Below are 25,702 nucleotides of genomic sequence, written 5' to 3'. Positions count from 1 at the left end.
TCTGCAAAACCCCCGGAATCACACGAACCTCAGCCGCTCAACCCCTTTCGAAACGGCCTCTAAGGTGGAATGGCTTTGGTTTACTAATGCCATTCGTTCACGTTCGGACAACGCCGTCTGCGCGATATTATCCCAGAGATAGTTTTGGAACCGACCGTGCTGCCATTTACCCCCTTCGAAATCATTTATGAGGCTCAAAACCCGCTTATTAAGCATGGTCTTGAGCTGAGTGACATTCGTTATCTTTGATAGTGAATCGTCGATGAGGGTCTCGAAGCCGATGCTAATCATCCGGCAGATCGCCCACGACGCGGATAAAATGGCCTTAGTCCAGCGCAGGCAAAATTTATCGGCTTCACTTCGGATTGCTCGGCCGCAATCAACATGGAGAAAACTACCCCCGTTTCCGTAACTTCTCTTGGGCTCCCAAGAAAATAACCGGGTGTCAAGCACATGGGAGCGATCTGACAGGGAAGTCTTCATAAGATAACGCCTCAGGGCAAAGCATAACCACTCTGCCTAAGAACAAACACGGAACAATTGCGGTAGTCAAGGTTTGGGGATGATCACGACCGCCGTTTTTGCGTAAGCGTACGGCCTCCGTCGTGTTGCCGTATCCGGCGTTGGCACTGATGGACCTCCGCTAAGGAGTCTCTTTCTGGACTCCAGAAGGAGGCCAAGTGAAGGATCGGGTAGTGTGGACGGCCGATATCCGCCGGCGTCACTCCATCAAGTCTGAGCGAATAAGCGAAAGTCTGGCCATCCTCCGCGTCGGACGGCATGATCGCGACATGTGCAATCTTTACCGGATGAACACGCCGACCCAGGAGATAGCGAAGATCGCCGGCGCCGCGGACGTCGCCGGCGCCAACTTCGCCGCCGAAGTTTGGCCGGGCTACCCCGGCGTCGTCGCTGTAGGCGGCACGCTAAGGGTCATGTCTTGGGGCTTCCCCCGCCATGCAGTCAGCAAGAAAACCGGCAAGCCGCTCAAGCCCACGGCAACGAACAATGCCCGCGATGACAAACTACGCGGAAATCCAATGTGGCGCGACAGCTTCCGGGATCGCCGGTGCCTAATCCCGGTCACGCAATGGTGCGAACCAGAAGGACCCAGAGGGCAGAATACGCGCACGTGGTACTCGCTGCCAGATCAGGGGATGTTTGTCGTTGCGGGAATCTGGCGCCCGACGGATGAATGGGGCGACGCCTACTCCATGGTGATGGTCGACGGTTGCGAGCAGATGTCCGACGTCCACGACCGAATGCCGACCATCCTGCGTCGTGAAGACTGGGACCTCTGGGCCGACGGGACGCCGGACGAGGCCTTCAACCTGCTGCAAACCTGGAATGAGCCGCTTTTAGTGGACCGTACAGACGAACCATGGGCTACGGTGCGCACGCCAGCGAAGTCGATATCCACGCTCCTATGATCTGGGATCTCCCAGACTTGGGAGACATACAACACCCCGAGGACTTCCTATGATTGAAACCGATACCGAAGCGGTGGCGACCACCGAAGCTCCGCCCTCGGGCGAGAGCAACTTTCACAGAATGACCTCGGAACGGTTCAGCGCGCTTGGATTGTGGGGATTGTCCGAGATATTCCGAGATGAACGCGCACCTGCTTCATACTGGAGTGGCGACGCAGAACGCGTTCTGGCGGTCGTACATACCGGCCCAGAACGGTGGGATGTATACGTCTCGCTCCTGCTACGAGACGCTGTCGGTCGCTACCGCCCAGCTCGTCATTCTGGGCCGTTTCCGACTGTGCGCTCTGCCGAAAACGCGATCAGCGGTCCACTTGGACATAGCGCCCTAGCTGCCTCTTTCGAACATGAGACAGCTGGGCCACCTGAAGGCGTCGATCTGTTCACGCCACTGGTGCCAGATGCACGCATGGCACCGGAATTTCGTTACCTACGAGATAGCTTCGCTCAAAGCGGTGCGCGCGAATTGCTTCGCGTGCTTCAACCATGGGTAATCGATCTCGACGGCAATCTCGTCAAAGATTTCCAATCGACGGGCTACAGCGCCCGCGTCTGGGAGATTTACCTTCGCTTCGCGTTCGCGGAAATGAATTTGACCATTGCGAACAACCACGACGTTCCGGACTTTGAACTTGTTCGCGGCGATCGACGGGTCTTCGTCGAAGCTACCACTGTCAATCCTCGCCGCGGTGAGCCCGGCGCAGGTCTGCGTCCGGGCGCACCGCCAAGTTGGCCCGAAGACCTGATGAGGCACCTTGAGCAGGAAATGCCACTGCGGTTTGGTTCGCCCCTGCATACCAAGATGCAGAAGCTCTATTGGGACCAAGCCCATGTGAAAGGCAATCCATTCATCCTGGCCATCGCCGATTTCCATAGCCCAGTGTCAATGACTTGGTCGCATACCGCGCTGCCTATCTACCTCTATGGACGAAGCGCGGAACTCGTGACCGGCCCCGACGGAAAGCCCACGGGCGTCGAGAAGCTGCTTCCTGGCTTTGAAAGGAAGTCCGAAACCCTTAAGCCGTTCTTCGAACAGGACGGTACGGAGAACGTCTCGGCAATCCTGTCTTCCAATGCCGGTACGATCGCCAAGTTCAACCGGATGGGTATTCGGGCAGGTTTCGGCGACAAATACGTCACTCTTCGTCGGAGTGGCATTCGACACGTGCCCGGGCCGGATGCTTTTGAGCCGCTGCCATTCGATGAGGATGTCGAGGCAGCCGCATCGCTGGAAAACTGGTCTGACGAACTTGCCATGTTCCATAACCCAAACGCCGAGGTGCCTCTGGATCCTGAGATGTTCCCAGGCATCGCACATTACCACCTGATACAGGGTGAAGCAGTCTGGTTTGGCCCTCCCGGGCGCGTCCTTGCGTCTCAGACCATCACGATGGACCCGCTCAACAGAGACAAACACATGTGGCCCCAGAGACCGTCTGACGATATGTCATCCGAGGAGGATGAAACTCCTCCAGCAGCGACTGTGCCCCCTCAATCCTCGCTCGACATTCCCCTTTAAAATGCGGAATGTGAGGTGTGTGCGCTAGCGCTTCTCGCGTTGGATGAAGCCTTCCCTATACCGTTCCCACATCAGTATGCGTGGTTCGTGCCCCTTCTTCACTTCTTTCGGCGTGTCGGCTAGTATTCAAATGTGAGGAGGAAAAGCGTGGCCCAACAGCTAGATCGGCGCCGCTCAACGGCTCAGCCCGCCAATACCCGGCGGTCCGTCAGTCGTGCGCGTCGATTGCCGGCCACCAGTCCGTCGGAATCACAGGTCACCGCGCACCACATCACCGAGATGGAGCGCCTGATCCGCGCCGAGACCTACCGCGACGTCATTTTAACGAACCCTGCCTTGGTCGCATCAGCCAAGCAGCAGATCGCGCACCTGATCCACAATGGCGAAGCTACCTTAGGTCAACGCCTGTGGCACGCACTGCTCGATCAGCCGCACAGCTTCATTCTCGCATGCATGACCGCCGACGATGCGGAAGGAAGATTGCTGCGTTCCAACAATCCATTTTCCACCCTCATCGGAGAGCGTGACACAAACGAAAGGGTCAAAACGTGGCGAATGGCGAAAGCACGCCTCTCACCCAAGCAGACCTAGATCGAGCAGTCCGCGCCGTCGCAGACCTTCTCCAGGTGGATGAGGTTGTCATTGTAGGCAGCCAGGCACTGCTGGTGCAACGAGACGACATTGATCGAAAGCTTCGACAGAGCATCGAATTCGATATTTATCCTAACGATGCGTCAAGTTGGCAGAAGGAAAATCCCGACCATGAGCCCTCGGAGGCCATTGCCGGCTTGCTTGGAGAAGGATCCCAGTTCCACGAAACCCATGGCTTTTTCGTCGATGGCGTCGATGAGCAGACGGCAAAGCTCCCGTCAAACTGGCGCGACAAATCCATAGTTCGCGAAGTGCATGCTGGCAGTGGCAAAGTCATCCGTGCCGTCGCGCCATGCCCTACAGATATTGTTTCATCGAAACTCATGCGGGCCAATCAGATGGATGCGGAATTTGCATCCCGCTGCATGCGCCTTGGAATGACGAGCTATGGCGACGTTTTGAACGCTATCCGCCAAACCGACGTTGACCCTGCGATCCGTACAAACGCAGAGCGAGTTCTGCGGGACGCTTCTTCACGTAAAAATGATTTCGTCGCTTCTAAAGGCAGCCCAAGGCCAGACCCAATCGACGTGATGATGGAGCGCATGCTTAAACAGCATGGACGAAATTGATTCCAAGCATTGACTCACCCGCCATCGAAATGAGAACATAGAGGGAACATAAACTCTCCCCGAGTCTCATCCGTGCCATGCCTGATCCCGCCGTCCTTGCAGATCTTCGCGCCCGTATTGCGCAGGTCGAAGGCGTATCGACCCGCCACCCGGTCCTGCCTTTCGGCATCGATAAAATCGACCAGCGACTACCGGGCGGCGGCCTCGCAACCGGTGCTCTCCACGAATTTTCCGGCAGCCGCGAGCTCGCCGACGATGCGGCCGCAACGGTCTTCCTAGCTGGCATCCTGGCGCGAACGGCAGGGACGGTGTTTTGGATCATGCACTGGCGGGACCTATTCGCGCCGGCACTTCATCTTGCAGGGCTCCACCCAGACAGGGTCATCTTCGTTGAGGCGGGAAACGACACGAACGTGCTGATCGCCATGGAGGAGTGCCTTCGGCATTCCGGGCTCGGCGGCGTGGTGGGCGAGACCAAGAAGATTTCGCTCACGGCATCCCGGCGCCTGCAGCTGGCGGCTGAAGAGTCCGGCGTGCCGGCCTTCGTCTTCCGCCGGTCGTCCAACCCGGATGTACAGACAGTCGGGACTGCAGCGATGACCCGCTGGCGGATCCGCGCTGCCCCCAGCGAGCGGCTTGGCATTCCGGCACTCGCCCGTCCTCGCTGGCAGGTCGCGCTCGAACGCGTCCGCGGCGGTGAACCTCAATCTTGGATAGTGGAGGCCAGCGATGCGCAGGGTCGTCTCGCTCTACCTTCCGACCTGGGCGACCGATCGTATTCGGCGCCGGGCCGGAAGGCCGCCTGAAGGCGAACCGGCCCCACTCGTCACTGCGCTGCCTGACCACGGACGTCGCATAATCGCGGACGTGGACCTTGCTGCGCGCCGACTCGGCATCCTGCCAGGCATGACGGTGACGAGAGCCCGGAGCATGGCTCCCGAACTGCAGGTCGTGGACGCAGACCCAGAGGGTGACCTGGAGGGGCTGCGCCGCCTCGCCCTGTGGGCGGGCAAGCGATACTCACCCGTTGTCGCTGCCGATCCACCGGACGGGGTCTGGATCGATATCACTGGTTGCGCTCACCTGTATGATGGCGAAGCACCGATGCTGAAGGACATGATGCGCCGTATCTTGGCCTCGGGCACCGCGTGCCAGGCGGCCGTCGCCGACACGGCGGGTTGCGCGCACGCCGTCGCCCGGATGGTGCCGTCTGGCCGACCCAGCATCATCGAGGCCAACGGCGCACGAAAGGCGCTGTCGATCCTGCCGATCTCAGCCCTGCGGATTGAACCCGGCGTGGCCGACGAGCTGCGCCGCATGGGCTTCGATCGGGTGGAGCAGCTAATCAGTCAGCCGCGAGCGCCCTTGGCCAAGCGGTTCGGTCGGCAGCTCTACAAGCGCCTCGATCAAGCGCTCGGCCAGCTACCCGAGCCTATCGAGCCGATCTTCGCCGCCGAAGTGCCGCGCGTGCGGCGAGGTTTGCTTGAGCCGATCGGCACGGCGGATGCCTTCACCCAGGTTATAGGTGATCTCGCGGGAGACATCGTTGGGCTTATGGTCAAGGCGGGCGTCGGCGCCAGAAGTCTGGATCTCTATTTTCAGCGGGTCGATGGTCATTGCCAAGCTGTTCGCGTCGGCACGGCAACGCCGACCCGAGACACCAAGCACCTGACCAAGCTTCTGGCCCAGCGGCTCGATACCGTCGATCCCGGACTCGGCATCGAGGCCATGACCCTCGTCGCCTCACTGGTGCAGCCCATGGCCGCTTCACAGGTCGGATCGATCCTGACCAGTGATCGACGCGGTCCGGACCTGGCGGCCATCGTCGATACGCTGGCCAACCGATTCGGCGCCCGGCAACTCTATCGCCCGCAGGCGCACGAAAGTACGATGCCAGAGCGGGGCGTGAAATATGTTTCCGCGATGGCCCCATCGTCAGGAGCGGCATGGGACGACGATCTTCCGCGCCCATCGCGCATGATCGTCCCTCCTGAGCAGGTCGAGGTCATGGCCATGGTGCCCGACCATCCGCCCGCGATGTTCATCTGGCGAGGCAAGCGGCACCGCGTCGCTCAGGCCGATGGCCCCGAGCGGCTGCATGGCGAGTGGTGGCGTGAGGGAGGGCATGAAGCGGACAATCCGCAATCCGTGCGTGACTACTTCCAGATCGAGACCACTACCGGCGGTCGATACTGGCTGTTCCGCCTGGGCGATGGCGAGCGCGCCAGCTCGGGGCCGATGAAGTGGTTCATTCACGGCGCTTTCGCATGAGTATCGACGATCCGCTGGCTGAAGCCCGGTATGTCGAGCTGCAGGTCACCACCCACTTCTCATTCCTGCGCGGCGCATCCAGTCCGGAAGAACTGTTCTCCGAATCGGCAAGGATGGGCCTGCCTGCGCTCGGCATCGTCGATCGCAACACGCTGGGCGGCGCGGTCCGTGCATGGGACGGGCAGAAGGTTACCGGCGTCCGCTCCATCCTCGGCTGCCGGCTTGATCTGGTCTGCGGCAGCTCGCTCCTGGTCTATCCCACCGATCTGGCAGCGTACTCGCGGCTTTGCCGGCTGCTGTCCGTTGGGAAGGCACGCGGCGGCAAAGGCGCCTGCCATCTACACTGGTCCGACGTTGAGGACTGGGCGGAAGGCATGATCGCCATTCTGGTCCCGGACCGAGCGGATGCCACCACCGAGGCAGCCCTAGCACGGCTCGTCCGGATCTTCGGGCACCGGTCCTACATGGCCCTGACAATCCGCCGGCGCCCCCGCGACGCGATCCGTCTTCGAGACCTGTCCGTGCTTGCCGCACGAGCTGGGGTGGCGACCGTAGCTACGGGAGATGTTCTCTATCACGCTCCCGAGCGCCGGATTCTACAGGATGTGGTCAGTTGCATCCGTGAGCACTGCACCGTCGACACCCTGGGACGGAAACGCGAGCGGTTTGCCGACCGTCATCTAAAGGATGCCGACGAGATGGAGCGGCTGTTCGCCCGCTATCTCGGCGACACCTCCCCGGTCGCCCGCAGCGTCGAAATCGCCCGGGCCTGCACCTTCGATCTTGGGGACATGACTTACACCTACCCCAACGAGGTGGGCGAAAGTGGTCTGACCCCGCAAGCCGAACTGGAGCGGCTCACCTGGGACAAGGCACCTAACCGCTACCCCGATGGCATCCCGGGCAATGTCCGCCAGCAACTGGAGCACGAGCTGCGGCTAATCGGCGAACTGACCTATGCGCCGTACTTCCTTACGGTGCACTCCATCGTCAATTTCGCGCGGTCGAAGAACATCCTATGCCAAGGTCGTGGCAGTGCGGCCAACTCGGCGGTCTGCTTCGTGCTGGGCATCACCTCGATCGACCCGGTTAAATCTGAGCTGCTGTTCGAGCGGTTCGTTTCGGCTGAACGCCGCGAACCGCCAGACATCGACGTCGACTTTGAGCATGAGCGTCGGGAAGAAGTGATCCAATGGATCTACGAAACCTACGGCCGGGAGCGCTCTGCGCTGACCGCCGTGGTTTCCCGCTTCCGTGCCCGTGGCGCCGTGCGCGAGGTCGGCAAAGCGCTTGGCCTGACGGAGGACGTCATCACCGGGCTGTCCAGCCAAGTCTGGAGCTGGAGCCGCGACGGCGTCGAGGAGAAGCATGCCGAGGAGCTGAACCTCGACCTGAGCGATCGTCGCCTGTCTCTGACCATCGAACTGGCGCGGGTGCTGCTCAACACGCCCCGGCATACTTCCCAGCATCCAGGTGGCTTTGTGCTGACGCTGGGCCGACTGGACGAACTGGTCCCAATCGAGCCGGCGGCGATGAAGGATCGCCAAATTATTGAATGGGACAAAGATGATATCGACGCTCTTGGCTTCATGAAGGTCGACGTTCTTGGGCTCGGTATGCTCGGCTGCATGCGGCGCGCCTTCGGCCTACTCGAACAGGACAAGGGGATCGCCATGGATTTGGCGGACATTCCACACGACGATCCTGCAACGTTCGCCATGATCCGCAAGGCCGACACGCTGGGCACGTTCCAGATCGAGAGCCGCGCCCAGATGGCGATGTTGCCGCGAATTAAGCCGAAGAAGTTTTACGATCTCGTCGTTCAAGTGGCGATCGTCAGGCCCGGCCCCATTCAGGGGGATATGGTCCACCCGTACCTGCGCCGGCGGGAAGGCAAGGAGCCAATCACCTTCCCGACCGAGGAACTGCGCCGGGTACTGGAGAAGACGCTGGGCGTGCCGCTCTTTCAAGAGCAGGCAATGCGCGTCGCCATCGAATGCGCCGGCTTCACGGCATCCGAAGCGGACCTGCTGCGGCGGGCTATGGCCACGTTCAAATTGACTGGCGGCGTCTCGCACTTCCGGGACAAGCTGATCGATGGGATGTTGGCGCGCGGCTACCAGCGGGACTTCGCCGAACAGACTTTCAGCCAGATTGAGGGCTTTGGCAGCTATGGCTTCCCAGAGTCTCATGCCGCCAGCTTCGCCCTGATCGCATACGCTTCGGCTTGGATGAAATGCCATCACCCTGACGTATTCTGTGCCGCTTTGTTGAACGCTCAGCCCATGGGCTTCTACGCACCGGCCCAGATCGTGCAGGACGCCCGCAATCACGGCGTCGAGGTTCGACCTATCGATGTGAACCACTCCCGCTGGGACTGCTCGCTGGAGAAGGCCGGCGGCCAGCACATGGCGGTCCGCATGGGCCTACGCTACGCCCGCGATCTGAAGAACTCGGACGGTGCCGCCATCGTGCTGGCACGGTGTGACGAACCCTATTCGTCCGTCGAAGAGATCCAGCGACGTGCTGGCGTCAGCGGTCGAGCGCTAGACCGAATCGGCGAGGCCCGCGGCTTCGGATCGCTGAACCTGTCCCGCCGCGCGGGGCTTTGGGAGGTCAAAGGGCTCGGGCATGAACCCCTGCCCCTGTTCGCCGCAGCGGATGAAAGGGCTGGCAAGCTGCGACCCGAGGCGATCGAAGCGGAAGTTGCGCTAGCCCAGATGAGCGATGGCGCTGAGGTCGTCGAAGACTACCGTGCCACGGGTTTATCTCTGCGGGCGCATCCACTCGCCTTCCTCCGGGATGAGCTGACAGCCCGCAAGATGATCACCTGTGCCGCCCTGCCCGACACGAAAGACGGTCGCTGGATCAATATCGCTGGGCTGGTGCTGCTCCGCCAGAAGCCTGGGTCAGCAAAGGGCGTCATGTTCATCACCCTAGAAGATGAAACTGGAGTGGCAAACCTCGTAGTTTGGCCGAACCTGTTCGAGAAACACCGGCGGATCGTGCTCGGCTCCTCAATGCTGGGCGTGCGTGGGCAGATCCAAAAGGAGGGAGACGTCATTCACGTCGTCGCCCAACGGCTAGATGATCTGTCCCCGTTGCTGGCCAGCGTTGGCCAGCGTGAGGACGTTGATAGCGTCTACCAGGTCGCCCGGGCAGACATTGTGCGCAGCCCGATGGCGCCGGATCCGCGGGACAAGGGTTCGCGGCCCCTAGGCAAGGGAGCACGGGACATGTTCGATCCGGATCTGCGGCTCGGGTCGGGCATCATTCCTGGGCAGCCGCCCGAGGGGATCAAGATCAAACCGCGCGATTTCCGCTGAACATTGCCTACCGAGCTTTCGCTCGAAAGCCGGCGATTGCCCTGTTGCACCCTGCCAGCGTCTCGATGATCGACGGGTCAGCAAGGCCCTCGTCGAATGACCGTGAATAGTAGTCGCGCACGCGGGGATCGTTAGACTGCCCGAATTCCTTCACAAGCGCGTCTGATCGTGAAGGGCCGATCTTGGAGCGACAGGTTCCGGCCAGCATCATCAAATCCCCTCGAGCTTGAATGTCGGGTGTCTGCCAACTCGCCAGACCGCCATTTTCAAGCATTGAATCTGCCATCTCGGTCGCCGCCTTATCCAGATCGTACCCTGCCGGGGCGACCACCAGTGCCGAGAAAATCGGATCTCTCGTTGCAGCCATGCATGTCTGGCCATAACCCAACAGGACGCTCTTCACGCCTCGCAATTGTGCATCGGTCTTCGCATTGCTGGACGTTGTCGCAAGATCACTGGAGAGAATGGCTCCCTGGCGCTTTACGGCGTCAACCTGAAGACGCTCAAGCCTTTGGGCATCGATACGCCAATCTGCAGTCTCAGCCTCGACTCCTGCGGCGGCTTTCTGGGGGAGCTCAGGATCCAGCGTCATGCCGAGCTTCTCGCACATCGGGGCGGTAACCACGAACTGCGCAACCCGGTTCAGCCGATCTTGCTGCGACTGTGTCTGCGCAAGCCCCGGGGTAGCCGTGCTGATGATGCCCAGCATCGCCGCCAAGCGTGAAGCAGGCTTCATGCGCCCATCTCCCACCGCATGCGGGTCCAGCCAAAGCCCGAGTCGGGATCAGTCATGGGATTGATACTCCGTGATTTATCCCGCGTTCTGCTGAAGCGCAAAAGAATGGGATAGATTTTCTAACACACTCGAAAATCAATGCTCATCCCTGCGATAAGCGGTTCTGTTCCCGAAACTGAGCACGTCGTCGCCTTGCTCAGTATTCCGGCTCTTCGCCGTTCTCGTAGTTATCGCGCATCTCATCCACGCGGTTTTCAAGGGCATCGTCGAACGCTTGGCCGCCTTCTGAGAAGCTATTGCTCTTGCCGTCCACCGCGTACCCATGCTCGGCGCGCCATTGCCAGCCGGCCTCGTGGCCGGAACAATCAACAGTACATACATAACTGCCATCGTACTGCTGAGATGCCAGTTCGGATTCCGCCGCATCGCGGGCGGCGTCTTCATCGAAGGGTTCGCGCTCATCTTCGGCCTCTTCGGCCTCGTCATCGCTGCCGGAGTAATCGGCATAGCTGAACTCGCCACCCTGGCTGTCGCTGGAGGCATCGGCCGCGTCGTCCTCCTCGTGTTCGCCATACTGGCTGGAACTGGCGGACGACGAGCAACCAGCCAAGCTGCACGCAGCCATCAGCGCGCCCATGCCAAGTGCGTGTATCTTCAGCTTCAAGATAAGCCCCCGCTTATGATCGCTATCCGCCTATCGCACATCACCGTAGGGTCAATCCCCGGTTGGAACGGAGAAATCGATTTTTATCTGATGGACGATGAATTCGCACTCATCCCTATGTGTCATTGGACTTATGGAAGTCTTAACCCGTGCGATCCCATCTCGGATTTACCTTGTTGAAGATCTTGATGAGCTCAACCCTTTGCAATTTGTGTCAGAGGCATCGCAATTGACTTCACGCTGCAAGGTTACACAAGATGATCACAGGCCAGAAGCGCTCCGGGAACGCGCGATCAGCGTAGAACCTTCGAGCTTCGGCAACGCTGATCCTTCGCTGCAACACGCTAATGGGAACTGCGCCCGTAACGGCTAGGCTGGGCCGATTGCAGACTGTCGCGTCATCGATGAAATGCGGTTGATTGCTGCCTGTCTGTTATGCAGACCAAACCATACCGCAGGGTAAAAAATTTTTAATGCCGGCCAGCGGCTAGGATCGGATCTCTGAACTGCCCCCTCTTTTTTCACATCGACACTTGTTTATCACGAATTTCACAGCTCAGATGCGCGGATAGGGCGAGATGTTCACCCAGTGCACGTCGGTATGCAAATTGCGAAATCGGAGAACTGGAAAGTCATGACTTTGGATGAAGGATATGAGGCCGCAGTTGCAGTTTTTAAGGAAGCCGCAGATCGTCTGCAGCAAATTCGCTCCGAAGAGGATGCGAAGGTTCAGATTATTACGCGAATTCTGACCGAAGCGTTAGGTTGGCGCCACGCCGATATAGCTTGCGAAACGCACCACGAGAACGGTTTTTCTGACTATCTTGTTAGCGATGGCGAGCGGAAAGCGTTCGTAGTTGAAGCGAAGCGCTTGGGAGAGATCGTCCTTAAGACAAGCTCAAAATCAAAGGGTTACTACAAGCTGTCTGGGCCGGTCCTAAAGCATGCTCATGAAGGCATTGCTCAAGCCGCGTCATATTGCCAGCCCTATGGCATTCCCGTGTCGGTGCTCACTGATGGCATAAACTGGGTGATCTTCCGTCCATGGGTTTCACAAGCGTATTACATGGATAAACAAGCAATCGTGTTCCCGGGACACAACTCCATTATTGAAGACTTTTCTCTTTTTTATGAACTTCTCTCAAAAGAAGATTGTAGGCGGTCGACTTATCAGGTCGTATTCGATCGAATCCACGAAAATAGACTGGTTTTAGATCAGGCACTTACCTCACCAATCTCGTCATCGGAAAATGGAATTGTTCAGAAGTCCTCACTAGCATTCGATCTAGAACAAGTGTTCTCGAATTTTTTTGCAGGGCTTACGGGAGACGATGATCCAGATATGATCATCGATTGCTTCGTAGAAACACGCGAAAGCCGTGTCGCAGACTTCTCACTCGATCGCATCACCCGGAACGTTCTCGGCAATATCAGCCCGCGAGAGAAGGATGTTGGTGATGGATTACAGACAATCGTCAGGGACACCGTGGCTGGCGAAGTGGGGCAAACGGTCTTCATCGTAGGCCCGTCGGGAGCAGGGAAAAGCACCTTTCTCCATCGGTTCTTTGCGCGAACGCTCTCCGCTGATGTTCGCGAGCGCTGCGTGGTCATCAAGGTTGACGCCTTAGATGCGAGCGGCGATGCAATAGTCGCGCTCCCATGGATGACAGAACGGGCAATCAAATCGATCGAGGAACAACTCTTTACGAATGGGTATCCGGTCTGGAATGACCTTCAGGCGCTTTACCATCTAGAATACAAGCAAAGATCAGAAGGCATCGATGCTCATTTATATCAACGAGATAAAGATGGGTTCAAGCAAAAGTTTGCCGGATATGTTGAAGCTCAGGTTGCCGGTGACCGAGAGGGATACCTAAAGCGACTTCTTTCAAATATCGTTAAAAATCGAAAAAAGCTACCGATTTTTGTTATCGATAATACAGATGAATTTAGTCTTGATTATAAGATTGTGGTCTTCCAGTTTTTCCAGTCACTTCGCCGGTCTGTAGATCACTGCTTGCTTTTATTTCCGGCGACTGACCGTTCGGCATGGACGTTCTCTAAGACTGATATCTTTAATATCTATTCGTCGAGATCATTTTTTCTGCCTACGCCATCTCCGCGTGAAATGTTTCGCAAAAGGATTGATTACCTAAAAGGCAAGCTTAATTCCGGCACTGAAAGTCGTCGAAGCGAATATCTGCTTGGTAAGGGCATCAAGGTCAAAATAAATGATCTTTCCGCGTTTGCTGAGGTGATAGAAAACATCTTCGTCGACCAAGACTATGCAGCAAAACAAGTCGGTGAACTTTCCAACTACAATATGAGAAAATCCCTAGGACTCTCTAAGCGCGTCATAACATCTTCAGTTTTGAAGGTGGACGATCTTGTGCGCTCCTATTTAACCGGGGAAATTGCTACACCAACGCCCGAGAGATTCATGAACGCCATCCTCAAGGGTGACTATGAATTCTATAAGCCGGGCGACGAACCACTTGTGTTCCCCATCTATCAAGTGGACTCCACGATCAAGCAGTCGCCACTGATTAATATTAGATTGCTTGTATATTTACATGACTTGTTCCGTGGGACTTCGGACGATGCGGAGAGATACGCGTCAGTCAGCTCCCTATTAGCTTACTTTGACGTCATGTCTATTTCTGAAGTTGCCGCCCAGAAAGCCATCGCAGCGCTTCTATCATCTGGGCTTGTTCAGCCATATGATTTGTCAAAGAAAGAATATTCTGATGATCAACGAATCGCAATCACCGAAAGTGGATTGGTCCATCTAGAATTATCGATATATAATCCCGTCTTTTTCGAGCAAATGGCGCTTACGACGCGCATCACTAACGCAGACGTTGCTCAACAGATTAAAGGCGCATATTTAGCCAAAGGCATACAGAGTCAGCGGCTTGAAAATGTGAGGGCGCTGTTTTGTAATTTTCTCATATCGGAAGATGAGCAGCACTGTAAGATTCCAGACGGACCTGAGTTTCGTGCGCAAGCCGATATCGCGTCTGAGCTTGCGCGCAGATGGCGAGCATCTTCTGTGTCGGCTAATGACATGATGCAGCTTCCTGAGATCGCTGCTGAAGGTGTGCGTGGGATAGTCGAACAGTTTGATTTGGCGCGGGGTTTTGGTTTTGTCGATGTTCCGTCACTGAAAGATCGTGCGTTCCTACACATATCTACTGTCGAACGAAGTGGCGTCGGCGATATTTATGATGGAGACGATATTATTTGCGACGTTACACGAAATAGTAAGGGAATAGCTGTTTCAAATATCACTGAGGTTAACCGCTCCGAAAGCCCAACTTACCGTGGCGTGGTCGTGAAAGTCCTTGAAGAGCGGGGCTACGGTTTCGTACATATAGAGGAGACTGGTGTCGATGCCTTCTTCCACTTTCATTTATTGTCACCTGAAGAACGGTCTGAGCTGTACGAGGGGCTTGAAATGTTCGTAGAAGTGAAAACCGATAAGCAAGGTAGGTCTCAGGTCCGACGGATCATCGGTTAGCATATATTATATACCGATCATGCTGGTAGTATGTTGCGAACAAGCTCATTTTCCGAGGAAATCTTGGATCAGTATTGGCGTTACACACTTCCCGCCATTCTCATGCCAGTGGTCAGTGAACCTGAACGAATGACCGCTTCCGAGCGATGAAATTGAACTGTTGTACGGCGCCAATGGGCGCCTGACAGAATTTCTGTACACGCCCCAAAGCCGCAATTTGACAGTGTGCCTACGCGGCGGTGCAGCTTCCCCGAAGCGGCCATTCGTTATGACTTGAGTACCAGTCTATCTCGCAAACACCGCCAGAATATCTTCAATTTCATAGTTGATATCAAAAGTCGCGGCGCCCTTGGCTTCCCTTGGGGAGATCCGCTCAATGTCAGGGAAGGAAATTTCCAATGGACTTGGCTTTGGGCAAACGAGAGGGCCCGAATACTGCCCGAACTGGTGGGCAGTCAAATCTAGCACCAGATTATCTATTTCCAGCCAAAAGTGCCACTCGTCAGAGTGCCTGTTGTAAGCTTTAACAACTTCAACTTTCTCGTGTGAGTTTGCCTTCTCCAGCATTAAGCCCAAGTGGACTGAAATAAGCTCACAGCAATTTTGGGGGAAGCTATGTATAAATGGGGCCCTTATGCTCCCGCAGCAGGCTTCAAGCCTTTCCACTGCTGCAGCCGCATAGTCTTCAAAAGAGCCCAAGGGAAACATAGATCCGTCCTAACTTAAGCGTTCAACCATAGTGGTAAGTCTGGCCTGCTGCCATTGGTCAGCGATATCTGCAATGTTCGCTCACCACCCATCCCGGCTACTGGATGATCGGATCGACAAGCGTAACCGGACGGACGGCTTCCTGGCGCGCCAGCTCCGCCCTCGAACGGCCGGCTAGGGCGCAAAGAAGCCTTCTTCTTGCTTGGGGGAATCTTGTCTGGCGCTTAGCCTGCTTCCACGAAGGCGCATTCAAGCCGCACCTCGTCGAGCAGGCTTTCGATGGCGGCGCGTTGGGCATCGGTGCCGCCAGCCCTTACATCCCAGTTGCAATGCGGGTGCGTCTTCCTGTCGCGCACGATGACCTTGCCGACGGCTTGGCGCCAAGTCTGGGTGGTGCCGCCATTTTGCCGGACGAGACGTGTTATCAGCAGGTGTTCGAGATCGGATGCCGTCATACCCGCCGCATAGCTGCTCGTGTCGACTATTCCAACACGGTGCGCGCGCTCGGTCCGGCACCGGAAAGTGTCTAAAGCCAGCCTTCGCGTGCCAAAAGCCGGACCCAAGGGCGGCGGCGTCAGCGCAATTGGCTGTCCTTGCTGCCGCGCCGGTTGATACCAGAATGGGCGATCGTCTTGTCACGTTGTCCCTGGCAGGCGACGCAGGTTCGCACGCCCGGCAGAGCTTCGCGCCGACGGGGAGGAATGGTCTCGCCGCACTCTTCGCAGTATTCGAGCCCCTCGCCAGCGGGCATCCGGGCGCGTGCGCCGCGCACCGCGTCGTTTACCGTGTCATCAATCTGATCCTGCACCGCACCATCGCGCGACCATCCACCGGCCATATTCATTCCCATTCGTATCGTGGGATACGACGTGGGAACCCGCTGCGGGCGATTCAATGCTGTCACCCTCCCAGACACGGCGCTCAGCCACTGGGGAGAGGGGGCGTCGTCAGCAGCGCGCGCACAGGCCCAGGGTTCAACGGCGGGGGGAACCGGAGCTGTGGGCGCGCTGGTTGGAGGCATCCGGTGCTTCGGCAAGGTCGACCTCGTCGAATTCGCTGAACGTGCCGAAGGTGGCGTAGTCGCGGTCATACAGGTTGCGCACCATGGCAAAGAGCGAGAGGCCCGTGACCAGTTCCAGGCTAGCGCGAAGGTGGACCAGGGCTTAGCCGGGGACACGCGGGGGGCAGTTGGCCTCGTCGCCGACCAGGCCCTGATCCGAACGCGTGAGGACATCGCCGCCTATCGAGAACGTCCGGCTGCCCAGTAGGCCTTCGTATTCGGCGCTGAGCGTGGCGCTGTAACGCGCGATGCCGTGGCGGCGATCTCCGGGGCGAACCTGGATCTGGCCGTCGGCGTCTGCGAGGGGCTCGATACGGCTTCCCAACTGTGGACGCCCTCACGAACGCAAGAGGTATTCAGGAGATCAGGCACGTAGTCGGATGCTGCCATCTGTCCGGCAAGGGAAAGCGGACGGGCCGGTCCCTGGCAGGCTAAATTCGCCCTCGAACGACCAGCTTGGGCGCACTTTGGCCATGCGCCCAATCCCGTCCAGTGGCCCAGCAATCCCGAAAACTAGCCAGCGCTCGTTCTCGAAGACGGTACAATCTATACTGAGGCACCCTCTGTTCCGGTGCGGAAGTCAAAGCCAGCAGTCACACCACCGTCGGCGGCGACGTCCGCCCCCTGCAGCGCCGTGGCACCATCGGACAGGAGGTAGAGAGCAGCCCGTGCGACCTCTGCAGCCTCAAGAATGCGGCCAATAGGCTGGCGCGCCTCGCGGGTCGCCAGGAATTTGGCGCCGTCAGCCGCAGATTCTAGGTGCCGCTTGAATAGCCCTGCCATCATCGCGCCGGGGCTGAGCACATTGACCTGAACGCCGTTGCGGGCATGATCGAGCGCCACCGTCCGGGCAATCTGCCGGGTCGCAGCCTTGGTCGCATTGTATGTCATGAGCTGCTGCTCGGCGGACAGCGCGTTCATGCTGGCGATGGCGACGATTGCGCCGGATTTCGCCGCAATCATCTGCGGCAGCACCGCCTTCATTGCGAGCGCGGTCCCCGTGATGTTCACATGGCAGGCTCGGGCAATGGATTCTGGCGTCACATCGATTACATCGGCCACATCGAGGATCGCCGCCGCTGTCACCAGCCCCAGAGAGGTCGTATCCTTGATCTGCGCCTTTACCGCGAGGCGCCGCATCTGGGCTGAGACATCATATTTAGGCTGTGAAATTCGCCCATAAATGGTGGAAAGAGATCAACATAGGTTACTCTATGTCTACAATCTTACTCCGGCTCAGGTGCCCCGGCCGGGTTTGCCTCAAGCTCGTCTGCGAGCCCACGAAGCAACGATGGGATGTCCAGATCATCGTTCTCTTTCGAACGCTTCGCGACATCTTCAAGTCCCGTCACGAGTTGCAAGCGACGCTGTGCCATCCGGGACCGGTGCTCTGCTGCCCTGGCGCGGGCTTCTATCTGGTCCATGCGCTTGGAGGGGGACTGGATTGTGCGGTTGAGCGTCAAGGCCGTAAGGTATGGCTTGAGGGACATCGGGTTCACACCCATCTTGTTCGCTGCGCTCGTCAGGACGTTCAGCCCGATTTCATTATCGGCTGTCACCTCGACCCCTACCGGAATTTGATCGAGTTCGTACTTCACATTTCGGAGTGCAAACACCGCGCGAACGCGATGATAGCTAGCCTTTTCGACTCCCGCCTTTTCGAATATATCGTCAAATATGCTAGTCACGGAATCCTTGTTCAGAACCTTTCCAGTTGTTTTTGATATAAATACAAATCCTTTATCAACAAAATTCTGATCTCTTTCCTTTATTTTATCTATTATCTTTTTTCTCTCGCCGTCAATCCAGACCCGCAATCTGCTCAATAGGTCATGGCTGAATAACACAGACTGCTTCCGACCCCCTTTTCGAGTTATGACAACATAGTGAGGGACATCACCCTCAATCATATCCAGAATTTTGTCAAACTCTGGAACGTCGTCTAATTTTATCTGGAGAGTCTCGAAACGGCGCGTACTTGTTTCTTCAGGAACAGAGAGAAGTAAAGAGTTCCGCTCTGCTAGCGCAATATCACCTTCCATGGTGACATCGTGCAGGCGACCCATCTCTTCATCGGTCATGGTATGTCGGGCTGGACGACTTCCGCGTTTAGGCAAAACTGTACAACGCCATCCGGTAGCAACGTCGCCAGATTTTCGGCTTCGACGAGTGATATGCGCATCTATTGGAAATATCACGGACCGCAGTTCGACGGGCAGATCCCTTTCCGAATAAATTCCGACATGATGTATTAAACGTTTGCTTTGCTCAGCCCAAACGTAGAACTCGAAAATTCTTTCAAGCGAATATCGAACACTATTGAGGTCAATCTCCCTTACGCGAATAAGGTAAGATCTCCATTGAATCAGGAATTCATCATCAACAGTATCCCACTTTCTCTTGCAGCGACGACAATAGAATAGAAAATGCCTTATAGTCTTCGCGTATTGATGGACTGTTGTCGCAGATAGGGCCTTTGACTTGATAAGGTATCGGAACCAATCTGAAGCCGCCTCATCAACGCCCTCGGGCCATATGAGAGTGGGTATCTCGGGATAGGGGACACCGTTGATTACGCACTCTGAGGTAGTGTGTACGATGATGCCTGTTGGCAGGAGCCGGATCATGCTTTGGTCCATTTATCTGCCCTTTTAGGAGGAGGGTGATATGCTGCAGGCGGTGACACAAAGTGTCTGTGGCGCAGCAGTGCTCCTGCAATTCAAAGCGATATGCGCGGTGCTGGTCATGACGGACCGGCTGCTTTGTTCATGGCTTGATCGCGCAGCCAAACGCCTCGCAATTGAAATTCCGCTCCCGCGGTCCGGACGAATCCTCCATCGCGGAAAGTCTGAGCCAATGCGAGTGAAGCAGCTTCACTTGAGCGAAGCAGCCTCTCGAGGAGTTTCTGCGCCGGGGAATGGGCTAAGGAGCGCACGCCTTCACGGTAGCGCCTCTGCAGGATGTACACGACGGCAGCGTGCAGGCGCCTCGGATCGTCCTTCTCAACTGCGAACCGCCTCCGAGAGACACTGTCGGCTTTCACCCAAGAGACACCGAACGCAAGGAGACGATAGGGATCTGCGTGCAACCGATGGAGCGCAGCACTGTGGCCGCCGTAAGCGGAACTGACCTGCGGCAGAAGATCATTCGATAGGTTAAAGCAGGACAGCCATTCCGCCAATGTGTCGGAGCACCAGTGCGCCCAGGAAGAGCAAAGGTTCTCCGCTGCTGTTGGTGGATAGTTGGAACAATTGGCCTGCAGGGTTGCAACGTCGTTAGCGGCAAGCATGTCCTGCAGTCTATCGCCGAAGAGATCAGCAAGGTGATAAGAAAATGCGTTAGGCACGCCACTTAGGTGCGGCGAATGCGACACCAGCTTCGGCCAGGTCGTCACGGATGGAAATACAGGGAACCAGTGGGTTACGCGAAGCTGCTCTTCGATCCGGCCGTCACGGGGGTTTTTCCAATCGGACAAGCGTCCTGACGCTCTCATCAGACACCCAACATGAAGCGGTCCCACCGTGGGCATATGGATACCAGGCATCTGTAAAGTGATGCGCCCAATGTCGTTACCAGCAACATCAAGGCGATTGCACACCAGGATCGCGCCGTTCCCCTTTTCATCAAGGTGGCGTATGCGATGAATTTGGACGTCCATAACGACTGATTGATCTACCATGGTAAGCAGCCGTGATCGGGCAGCCCAATATCGACCCATCCCGCTTCACGCTTCTGACGCTGTAGGTCAGCGATCTCAGCGGCCTGCTGGTCGATCTTCTCATAACATCGTGTGAGCTCGCTGGATCTTTCTAGATCTGAGGTGTCAGGCCGCAGCCTGCTACCTCCCGACGCGGGCTTACCTTTTGGCAGTGCCCCAGCAAGCTTATCCTCGAGCTCAAATATGGAAGCGCGGATGGAGGCGTTCTGCCGCAAAACGGAACCGCAGCATTCGATGCGCTCGCAAAGAAATTTGCGGTCAATCCTGCCATTTTTGACTGCAGCTGCCCGAGTTGCAGGATCAGATTCGATCGCATGCAAGATCCACTCTGCTCTCTGAGCGTAGATGACACCTCGATCACGACCAGAAAGATCGGCCACACTATCCCATATGGATTTCATCTCGGCCCGTCTCATCAAACTGGCCTCGGTCGACGGGCCGCAGCCCTTCGCTCATTTGCCAGATCCTTGGTAAGGCGGCTGATTTCCTTCTCCTTCCTTTGAAGCTGAGCTTCTTGGGACAGGCTGAGGTTAACTGCCGTGCTCAGCCGTTCTGCCATCATATGGTACTTATCGACGTGCGCCTTCAGGCACTTTTCGCAAGCTATGTGCTCGTTCCACGGGGCTGACGACTTTGGTTCAGACTGCGCCGTCGTGCCTCCTGCGGACTTCTTTCGCCGAGGCATTGCCCACTTTTGGCAAATGTCGGTTAGCAACCCTTCGATCAGACATACCTTTTTCCCGAGATCTGTATCTGCGTGATTTCTCGTGAAAGTCCTAGGTGATGGTATCCTTTCAATTCCTAACGTGTCGTCTTCCCACTCTCGGGCAGCCGTCAAGCTCTCAGGAAGGTTGCCGATTTTCTCACGGGGCACCCCGTTTTCTAGCCAGTCAGTGAGCACCTCGATCCGACGATCAATCCGCTGATGGATTGATGATGGCTTAGTCGGCTCTGCCCGCGCCATGAGGTCCGTGACATCAGTCATGCTTCATCCGTGACATCAAGAAGCGACACGTCGCCAGACCGACCAGCACGGGCTTCGCGAACCTCATTCAGGCTCACCAGGTTAGACGCCTCCAGATTGCCGAATAGCGTTCCCGCCCGCGCGGAGCTGGCAACCGCAAACTCCAGCTCAGTCGACACACCATCATAGTGCTGCATCTTGGAAGAAGATATCAGAGCCCAAGGACAATCCTTGCAGACCGTCGGATTGGCAGCGGAAAAATCCGGCCCAACGACGTCTTTCCCTAGCTCCTCGCCCTTTCTGCATTGCGCGCGCTGGGCCGCACTACGCGATCGCGGGCATGCACAATCGACCCAGGGTTTAGGGGTCAGCACAATGTGACTTCGTTGCATGATTGCCTTAAGGCGGGAGGCGACGTCGCGCGGATCGATAACGCTGACCATTTGACGCATCTTGTCAGTGATGCGCTTGGCGTAAGCACTAAGCTTTTTGCCCATACCCCCACCGGTATTGCGATTGGCAACAATTGCCCGCGCTGTCGCCAGAGTGAACCCCCATTCGGCGTCAGTCCATATTGCCGCGACCTCAGGATCCCTCGTGATGTAAACCCGCGTCATCTCAGGATCGAAGTGCCGAAGATGATGCGCGAGCACGGTTATCGACGCGCCACTCCAACGATAATAATACAGTATCGCGAAAAAGCGCCGGAATTGATGAGGCGTCCAATGCCATGGTTTCGGCGCAGCATCGCCGATTTGTTTCGGCAACGGAACTTCTACAAAATTAGCAAATTCGTTCAGTGCAGCCTTCACTGTGAACAAAAAATACCATTCATTTTTGCTCGTAATGCTACTGTATTGAAAAAGCAGATCGTTCTCGCCCGCCTCTCGCGCCCGTCTACTAATTGCCAACAATACTTCTACAGCCTTGGCCACGAGGTTCGGAACCGGTATCCACTCCTTCCTCTGAAGCGTTTTTTCGATGTATATTTCGAGAAAATAACCATCATGATCATTCCCTCGCAGGCAGTCCGCTCTCAGGTCGAGTATCTCTTCATGTCGACGAGCGGTGAAGGTCGCGATAACTATAAAACAAGCCACAATGAGATATCTAATCGCGGTTCCAAGCGCGATGTCGACGCCACGCTGTCTATGAAAAATGGAAACTTTAAACGGAAGCACATCGTCAGAGACAATATCTGAAACAGTTAGCCCCATGGACAGCTTAGATTTTCGGCAATCGTCTGCCACCTTATCATAGGCGGCAATAAGCGGAGCGGAGCGATCCACAACCCACGTCGCAGCCTGCTCCATAAGATGCAATGCGAGGCGTGGTGAGGGGGTTGGCGTGCGAACCGTCCCTTTCCCTTTGGTATTCGCCACGACCCACAGGCCTTCGGGAAAAGGGCGTAACTGGACCGCATCGGGACCGATGACGTCGCACATAGCGTACAGTCCATCAATCGGCAGGAGCCATCTCGACAAACTCGATGCGGTGATGTTTGCGATCTCCGGCATCTCATCGGCGGGTGGTGTCCTTACCTTGACGCCATACTTCATCGCCGCATTGAGAAGATGCCATCGAGCCTGCTGACAATAATGGATTTGCGAACCGGGCAAACCGATCTCGGCTCCCACGGCCTCAAAGTCGAGAAAGCCGATGCGGTTCTCAAGAGCAGAACTTTGAAACTCTGCGCGCGTGCAGAGAGTGGGGAAGCCAGACTGCGGATCGCCATTCGCGCTTATCTGCTCCTCCACACGAGCAACATATTCTTGCATCTTCTCCGATGCCCCGAGAACAGTTTCCGTGCCAAATCGAGCAAATTCAACGAATTGCACGACCAAGTATGGGGTGAACTCAGAAAACGAATAGATACCCCTATCTGATAGATATCTAGCGGTCCTAATGAGGTTACGAACCAACGTCGCATGTAGACCTGCATGGTCTACCTTAGAATATCGATCATCACGGACCCATCGAGCATACCGCTTTATCGGCTTATAGAGCCCAGGATGCTGCGTTAAACATGCTCCGTCGGCCATGGGGAATTGAAAATCGATTATATGAAGATCTTCAGGATCCCCCGTGCTCGAAATCTTCCAGAGCGGATCTGAGTAGGGCCTGTGGAGCCACGCTGCAGTGAAATCAGCTTCACCGTGAAGGTCAATTTCTTCATCGCGAGCAATCTCTGGTTGAATAGTAAACACACCGGTCCTCCTACAGCGGCCGCGGAAGCGGATAATTCGGGTCTGCAATCCGTCGATCAGTCAAAGATTTGGCCTCTCGCCAAATCTTGCGAGCCGGACCCGCGCGCATCTTCTCTTCGACGACATCTGTGAGGCAGAGCCACGGTAGATACACCAACTCCCACCGTTGTGGCTGATCGCGCTCCCAATCACCTTGCACCGACCGGAGACTGTGCTGCCACAATTGGAGAAGAGAAATTGCCTCAACCTCGGCTATGATTATGAGATGCGGACACTCATTCCAGCAGTCCAAGGTTGTGCAGCGACTACTCTCCGCACCCGGCCGTCCATTAGGGTCCGCGCAAAAGGTACCAAGGCCTGTTTGGGCAAGGTTATCGACCCGCTTCGCGAAAGCTTCAGGAGTGATTCCCAGCTTAGTCGCGGCTGCCTCGATATTTCTGGTCACCAATGCTTCAAACGAGTCCATGAACTGCTTGATATGGAGATCGTAAATGAGGCGGATCGGCCACCGATTCTGGTAACCTGCGGAGACCTGCGCCGTGTGCTGCCCGATCGCCGCACCGGCCTGCAAGCGCCCATCGTTCTCCAACGCCGCGCGTAGGAGAACCGAAGGCCGGATCATGCTCGGCAAGATGCCCAAATCCGAGAGTTCATCTGTTGAAGCGATATTCCGCTTGAACCAGTCGGTGTACCAGTGCGGCTCGACCAACTTATACTCACCTTGAATGAGAGCAACGAAGAGAGGGTCAAGGTCCTCTTTGGACTTCGCATTCAGATTGGCGGCAGCTCTGGCAAATCTAGCAGACGATGCGATCCATTCGATTGCCTCCACAGCTAACGATTTTGAAGGAAGGTCGGCAATAATTGGCTTGCCTTTGGCACGAGCCTTGAACCCAGTGATCCGCGTATGCCTTGGAAGATCACTAGGTTCTCTACAGTCGGCGGAGAGCGTTCGCCCCACTGCCGTATTCCCGCCACTTGCCAATAGCCACAAGGTTAAGCCAGCCCCAATCGCATCAGGATGCGGATTGATGTAGGCGTCCAACTCACCCAAGCTGCCAATGCAGAGATAGCGCTTCTCAAAAAACTGCCCGAGGCCCTCTGCCTTACCGGCAGTACGTCGATTCGGCATTAAGCCATTGTATCTCGTGATCGCGATCTTGAGCATGTTAGCGATACCGAGATAGCGTCGATCATCAGTTAATTCTTCATTCGCAGCAGGGAAATGTGGCGATAAAACTATTGCTCGATCATAAGTATTGAGAGCAGAATATCCGGCAAAGAACTTGTCAGGATCAATGTTCGCTTGTCGAGCGATAATCTCTCCTTGATCGTGGTGAGATCTCCAAAAGCGGTATTTCGCTTCCGCAACCCTTTGAATGGCATCGAGCCTTCTATTTATCACCATGAGAATGGCTTGAGTTGGATCGGCCGACAGGCCTGTATCCCGCTGTAATTCAGCATCTAATACAGACAGAAATGCGGATGATTCCTCAGACGTGATGTCAATTGAGAACTTCTTCGCCGCACCTTTCAAATAAGACTGGGCAAAATCAATGTAACTCAATTTTCCATTATCGCTTGGTGCGACGTCGGAAAGCTTAACTGCCTCTGCGACGGTCTTGCGCTTTCCGCCCTTCTTAGCAGAGTTCTTCTTTGCCGTTATGGGATTTCGCAGACCTGGGACGATTCTCTTGCTGGAGAAAACGTCAGCCATCGACCGAGCGGTATTGATATACCGGCGTGTCGTAGTCTCCTTGAGTCTCGCCTTTGAATTATCTACGAGATCATTTCTCCACTCCCAGAGTGCATTCTCCCAGTGCCATTGAGAGATTGGCTTTCCTTTGGTTGCAGCTTTGACGACGGAGATACAATCCGGCGCTTTACTCGATCCGATAAAATCAAGTACGCCGATCAATATTGAATAATGAGAATTCCGTGAGGATTTTGTAATGGTCGAAGCAAATTCGACAAATCCGATGCCGATCCGAGCGCAAAAATTTTTACCCCAGATTGGAATAAGCCCTTGGAAGTCGTAACGGCGATCATCCAGCAACGGATATACTTTGCTTATTGACGCCTCTCTTCTTATCTCCCCTTCTTTGCGTGAGATTATATTCACAAATGGGTCAGAGAATAAGCGAGGTTCACTTATATTGGTAATTTTAGATAAGTGCTTCCTGCTTACCCTGAGGCCATCTTTATCAATTGGGCAATCCAGTGAAAGCGCGTTCTCTAAGAGCCGGATTCGGAAGTTTCTCAATTTTGACAAAGCCTTGCGGTTCTGCGCGTGAGCATG

General features: G+C 56.2%; 22 protein-coding genes. 8 read left to right on the top strand and 14 right to left on the bottom strand.

The genetic code is table 11. From position 1 onward, the window contains the following. Positions 1–18: 18 nt before the first annotated feature. Positions 19–483: a hypothetical protein gene (locus NTCA1_RS28580; RefSeq protein ID WP_201282601.1), complete on the bottom strand. Its 465-nt coding sequence runs from the start codon at positions 481–483 to the stop codon at positions 19–21. Between the two features lie 197 nt (positions 484–680). On the opposite strand from NTCA1_RS28580, the gene NTCA1_RS25500 reads away from it, so the two are divergent. From NTCA1_RS25500 to NTCA1_RS25470, 7 genes are all read left to right on the top strand, one after another. After that, on the top strand, positions 681–1,430 hold the full coding sequence (locus NTCA1_RS25500) for an SOS response-associated peptidase (RefSeq protein ID WP_374705218.1): 750 nt from the start codon (positions 681–683) through the stop codon (positions 1,428–1,430). A 49-nt stretch (positions 1,431–1,479) separates the two neighbouring features. Then, complete coding sequence (locus tag NTCA1_RS25495; RefSeq protein WP_159832235.1) at positions 1,480–3,006, top strand: hypothetical protein; 1,527 nt, start codon at positions 1,480–1,482, stop codon at positions 3,004–3,006. A gap of 147 nt (positions 3,007–3,153) precedes the next feature. Further along, positions 3,154–3,597, top strand: a complete 444-nt coding sequence (locus NTCA1_RS25490; RefSeq protein WP_159832234.1) for a hypothetical protein — start codon at positions 3,154–3,156, stop codon at positions 3,595–3,597. Then, positions 3,555–4,229: a DUF6036 family nucleotidyltransferase gene (locus tag NTCA1_RS25485; protein ID WP_159832233.1), complete on the top strand. Its 675-nt coding sequence runs from the start codon at positions 3,555–3,557 to the stop codon at positions 4,227–4,229. The genes NTCA1_RS25490 and NTCA1_RS25485 overlap by 43 nt, the downstream gene beginning before the upstream one ends. Positions 4,230–4,306: 77 nt before the next feature. After that, a complete protein-coding gene (locus NTCA1_RS25480; RefSeq protein WP_159832232.1) occupies positions 4,307–5,035 on the top strand; it encodes an ImuA family protein in 729 nt (242 codons plus the stop codon). Further along, positions 4,959–6,500, top strand: coding sequence for a DUF6504 family protein (locus tag NTCA1_RS25475; RefSeq protein WP_159832231.1), 1,542 nt, complete (start codon positions 4,959–4,961; stop codon positions 6,498–6,500). The genes NTCA1_RS25480 and NTCA1_RS25475 overlap by 77 nt, the downstream gene beginning before the upstream one ends. Beyond that, positions 6,497–9,826 carry an error-prone DNA polymerase gene (locus NTCA1_RS25470; RefSeq protein ID WP_159832230.1) on the top strand — a complete coding sequence of 1,110 codons (3,330 nt, stop codon included), beginning with the start codon at positions 6,497–6,499 and terminating at the stop codon, positions 9,824–9,826. The genes NTCA1_RS25475 and NTCA1_RS25470 overlap by 4 nt, the downstream gene beginning before the upstream one ends. Positions 9,827–9,833: 7 nt before the next feature. Here NTCA1_RS25470 and NTCA1_RS25465 read toward each other — a convergent pair whose 3' ends face one another. Together NTCA1_RS25465 and NTCA1_RS25460 are read right to left on the bottom strand one after the other, a co-directional pair. Then, positions 9,834–10,562: a hypothetical protein gene (locus NTCA1_RS25465; RefSeq protein ID WP_159832229.1), complete on the bottom strand. Its 729-nt coding sequence runs from the start codon at positions 10,560–10,562 to the stop codon at positions 9,834–9,836. Between the two features lie 196 nt (positions 10,563–10,758). After that, the gene (locus tag NTCA1_RS25460; RefSeq protein WP_159832228.1) at positions 10,759–11,226 is read right to left on the bottom strand and encodes a hypothetical protein; all 468 of its coding nucleotides are present in this window, start codon (positions 11,224–11,226) and stop codon (positions 10,759–10,761) included. Between the two features lie 634 nt (positions 11,227–11,860). Here NTCA1_RS25460 and NTCA1_RS25455 point away from each other — a divergent pair. Then, the gene (locus NTCA1_RS25455) at positions 11,861–14,746 is read left to right on the top strand and encodes a cold shock domain-containing protein (RefSeq protein ID WP_159832227.1); all 2,886 of its coding nucleotides are present in this window, start codon (positions 11,861–11,863) and stop codon (positions 14,744–14,746) included. Positions 14,747–15,031: 285 nt separating this feature from the next. Here NTCA1_RS25455 and NTCA1_RS25450 read toward each other — a convergent pair whose 3' ends face one another. The 11 genes from NTCA1_RS25450 to NTCA1_RS25405 form a co-directional block, all read right to left on the bottom strand. Next, positions 15,032–15,454, bottom strand: a complete 423-nt coding sequence (locus NTCA1_RS25450) for a hypothetical protein (protein ID WP_159832226.1) — start codon at positions 15,452–15,454, stop codon at positions 15,032–15,034. 224 nt (positions 15,455–15,678) lie between these two features. Further along, positions 15,679–15,909 (bottom strand): hypothetical protein, encoded by a 231-nt coding sequence (locus tag NTCA1_RS25445; RefSeq protein WP_159832225.1) that lies wholly within the window; start codon positions 15,907–15,909, stop codon positions 15,679–15,681. A 119-nt stretch (positions 15,910–16,028) separates the two neighbouring features. Continuing rightward, positions 16,029–16,292, bottom strand: a complete 264-nt coding sequence (locus tag NTCA1_RS25440) for a DksA/TraR family C4-type zinc finger protein (RefSeq protein ID WP_159832236.1) — start codon at positions 16,290–16,292, stop codon at positions 16,029–16,031. 136 nt (positions 16,293–16,428) lie between these two features. After that, positions 16,429–16,560, bottom strand: coding sequence for a hypothetical protein (locus NTCA1_RS29005; RefSeq protein ID WP_255490612.1), 132 nt, complete (start codon positions 16,558–16,560; stop codon positions 16,429–16,431). Between the two features lie 57 nt (positions 16,561–16,617). Next, positions 16,618–16,839, bottom strand: a complete 222-nt coding sequence (locus NTCA1_RS25435) for a hypothetical protein (protein ID WP_159832224.1) — start codon at positions 16,837–16,839, stop codon at positions 16,618–16,620. A gap of 221 nt (positions 16,840–17,060) precedes the next feature. Then, the gene (locus tag NTCA1_RS25430) at positions 17,061–17,654 is read right to left on the bottom strand and encodes an SDR family NAD(P)-dependent oxidoreductase (RefSeq protein WP_159832223.1); all 594 of its coding nucleotides are present in this window, start codon (positions 17,652–17,654) and stop codon (positions 17,061–17,063) included. A gap of 86 nt (positions 17,655–17,740) precedes the next feature. Beyond that, positions 17,741–19,141: a tyrosine-type recombinase/integrase gene (locus tag NTCA1_RS25425; protein ID WP_159832222.1), complete on the bottom strand. Its 1,401-nt coding sequence runs from the start codon at positions 19,139–19,141 to the stop codon at positions 17,741–17,743. A gap of 116 nt (positions 19,142–19,257) precedes the next feature. Then, positions 19,258–20,193, bottom strand: coding sequence for a helix-hairpin-helix domain-containing protein (locus NTCA1_RS25420; RefSeq protein ID WP_159832221.1), 936 nt, complete (start codon positions 20,191–20,193; stop codon positions 19,258–19,260). A gap of 454 nt (positions 20,194–20,647) precedes the next feature. After that, a complete protein-coding gene (locus NTCA1_RS25415; RefSeq protein ID WP_159832220.1) occupies positions 20,648–21,217 on the bottom strand; it encodes a hypothetical protein in 570 nt (189 codons plus the stop codon). After that, entirely contained in the window at positions 21,214–22,974 is a 1,761-nt protein-coding gene (locus tag NTCA1_RS25410; RefSeq protein ID WP_159832219.1) for a tyrosine-type recombinase/integrase, read from the bottom strand. The genes NTCA1_RS25415 and NTCA1_RS25410 overlap by 4 nt, the downstream gene beginning before the upstream one ends. Positions 22,975–23,413: 439 nt before the next feature. Further along, a partial coding sequence (locus NTCA1_RS25405) for a hypothetical protein (RefSeq protein ID WP_236549576.1) occupies positions 23,414–25,702 on the bottom strand: 2,289 nt, incomplete at its 5' end.

Origin of the sequence: Novosphingobium sp. TCA1 (genome assembly GCF_009811895.1) — a bacterium.
GTDB lineage: Bacteria > Pseudomonadota > Alphaproteobacteria > Sphingomonadales > Sphingomonadaceae > Novosphingobium > Novosphingobium panipatense_A.
The sequence above is the reverse complement of the archived record's forward strand: the minus strand, read 5'-3'. Positions and strand labels throughout refer to the sequence as shown.

What these genes read in the sequence shown, in the direction of transcription:
- NTCA1_RS28580 (WP_201282601.1), bottom strand. Translation starts at nt 483, where the DNA reads ATGAAGACTTCCCTGTCAGATCGCTCCCATGTGCTTGACACCCGGTTA.
- NTCA1_RS25495 (WP_159832235.1), top strand. Translation starts at nt 1,480, where the DNA reads ATGATTGAAACCGATACCGAAGCGGTGGCGACCACCGAAGCTCCGCCC.
- NTCA1_RS25480 (WP_159832232.1), top strand. Translation starts at nt 4,307, where the DNA reads ATGCCTGATCCCGCCGTCCTTGCAGATCTTCGCGCCCGTATTGCGCAG.
- NTCA1_RS25475 (WP_159832231.1), top strand. Translation starts at nt 4,959, where the DNA reads ATGCGCAGGGTCGTCTCGCTCTACCTTCCGACCTGGGCGACCGATCGT.
- NTCA1_RS25470 (WP_159832230.1), top strand. Translation starts at nt 6,497, where the DNA reads ATGAGTATCGACGATCCGCTGGCTGAAGCCCGGTATGTCGAGCTGCAG.
- NTCA1_RS25465 (WP_159832229.1), bottom strand. Translation starts at nt 10,562, where the DNA reads ATGAAGCCTGCTTCACGCTTGGCGGCGATGCTGGGCATCATCAGCACG.
- NTCA1_RS25455 (WP_159832227.1), top strand. Translation starts at nt 11,861, where the DNA reads ATGACTTTGGATGAAGGATATGAGGCCGCAGTTGCAGTTTTTAAGGAA.
- NTCA1_RS25450 (WP_159832226.1), bottom strand. Translation starts at nt 15,454, where the DNA reads ATGTTTCCCTTGGGCTCTTTTGAAGACTATGCGGCTGCAGCAGTGGAA.
- NTCA1_RS25445 (WP_159832225.1), bottom strand. Translation starts at nt 15,909, where the DNA reads ATGACGGCATCCGATCTCGAACACCTGCTGATAACACGTCTCGTCCGG.
- NTCA1_RS25440 (WP_159832236.1), bottom strand. Translation starts at nt 16,292, where the DNA reads ATGGCCGGTGGATGGTCGCGCGATGGTGCGGTGCAGGATCAGATTGAT.
- NTCA1_RS29005 (WP_255490612.1), bottom strand. Translation starts at nt 16,560, where the DNA reads ATGGTGCGCAACCTGTATGACCGCGACTACGCCACCTTCGGCACGTTC.
- NTCA1_RS25430 (WP_159832223.1), bottom strand. Translation starts at nt 17,654, where the DNA reads ATGCGGCGCCTCGCGGTAAAGGCGCAGATCAAGGATACGACCTCTCTG.
- NTCA1_RS25425 (WP_159832222.1), bottom strand. Translation starts at nt 19,141, where the DNA reads ATGATCCGGCTCCTGCCAACAGGCATCATCGTACACACTACCTCAGAG.
- NTCA1_RS25420 (WP_159832221.1), bottom strand. Translation starts at nt 20,193, where the DNA reads ATGGTAGATCAATCAGTCGTTATGGACGTCCAAATTCATCGCATACGC.
- NTCA1_RS25415 (WP_159832220.1), bottom strand. Translation starts at nt 21,217, where the DNA reads ATGACTGATGTCACGGACCTCATGGCGCGGGCAGAGCCGACTAAGCCA.
- NTCA1_RS25410 (WP_159832219.1), bottom strand. Translation starts at nt 22,974, where the DNA reads ATGCAAGAATATGTTGCTCGTGTGGAGGAGCAGATAAGCGCGAATGGC.